Below are 1,527 nucleotides of genomic sequence, written 5' to 3' on the forward strand. Positions count from 1 at the left end.
GTTAAAATGTAACATGGCGGCTTATTTTCCTACATGGAGGGGTGAAAAGTAACATGACAGTCTATTTAGCTACATGAAGGTGTGTTTTGATAAGATTTCTGATGAGTTTAAGTCTCATATTGCTTTTATTGCAAAGCGGATGAGACAATATTTTGAAAAGATGACCAATTCTTAAATGAAATAAGCTCTTTTTTAGACGAGGCTATTTCATATGGGGATTCATACTGTCTTTTATCTCCTCATATTTATTTTTAATGTTAAAGGACAACGTTAAATAATGAGTACTTTAGTAGATCAATAAAAAGAGGTGCTTGATTTAACAAATACAACTTAAAGAGATCTATGGCGAACGATGTAATAATAAAAAACTTAGTTGAATACAGGGAATTTATTACTGATAAAGTGGACTACTTTCTTTTCAGGGGAGTTGAAGAAATAGACTTTAAGCTAATACCTAAAATTGGAAGGTATTATGAGGACTACGAAGTAGATAAGAAAACACTTGAAAGAATAGAGTCTGATATATTTAAAACCTTTACTCTAAAAGCCACAGAGTATCAGAATTTACCAGATAAAGCAATGTATTCATTAGCACTAGCCCAACACCACGGACTAGCAACTAGACTTTTAGATTGGACAACAGACCCTTTTGTAGCATTGTATTTTGCTATTAAAAATAATGACGATAAGTGTAGTGTTGTATATGCGTATGAACATTCTTTCAATATAAGAACTATTATGGAATTGGAAGACGAAGGCGAGACGTACAGTAGTGAAGTTGGTGAAGCTATTATAACCCATCCAAGATATACAGAAGACTTCTTTTTTCTTCCTCCAATAGTTTCACCTAGAATTAGTGCACAGTCTGGTATACTTCAAGCTTTTCCAGACCCTACTGTACCATTTGTTGATGATAAATTAGTAAGGGTTAGAATCGAAGGTGAAGCGATAAAACAACAAATAAGAGAGTCTTTAAATCTATACGGGTATAACGAGCATAGACTATTTCCGACAATTGATAATTTATGTAATTTCTTAAATGAGAATAATAAAGACTTCAAAAAACTAAAGCCCAAAGAGGCTGAATGCCCCAAAAGTATATTAGCTAATGTGGAACGAGGAGATAATTAATAATCAGAAGAATAAGACTAATGATAGAATTTTTATTAAAGTATAAAGAGTTAATTATAATTTTTTCAGGAATAGGAACTTTCATATCTGCTCTTATTGCAATTTTTACATTGAATGAGGTTAAAAAACAAAGGTTATCACTTTATCAACCAGATATTCTAATAAAATCGTTTGTTGTTTCAATATCAAAAAATCCATTTCTTTTAGGAAAGGACGAATTAATTGAATACAAAGTTTCTAACTGGAATGATTATTCGAATAAAGATTGTCAGAAAGAGTATGAAGTTTACCCGCGATACAAGGTTGAAAATTTAGGACTAGGGATAGCAAAAAATATCAAGTGTGAATGGCAATTTGATACAAAAAAAGCAATAAAATTAATTGAAGAATTACTTC

General features: G+C 31.1%; 2 protein-coding genes. Both read left to right on the forward strand.

Translation table 11 applies throughout. The annotated features are described in order from the left end of the window. Window positions 1-342 precede the first annotated feature (342 nt). Window positions 343-1,131, forward strand: coding sequence for an FRG domain-containing protein (locus QZZ48_RS15765; RefSeq protein ID WP_294967206.1), 789 nt, complete (start codon window positions 343-345; stop codon window positions 1,129-1,131). A gap of 20 nt (window positions 1,132-1,151) precedes the next feature. Then, window positions 1,152-1,527: hypothetical protein (locus tag QZZ48_RS15770; protein WP_294967207.1), on the forward strand; the 376-nt coding region annotated here is incomplete at its 3' end.

The sequence above is a fragment of the Sulfurimonas sp. genome (assembly GCF_016744025.1).
Classification (GTDB): Bacteria; Campylobacterota; Campylobacteria; order Campylobacterales; family Sulfurimonadaceae; genus Sulfurimonas.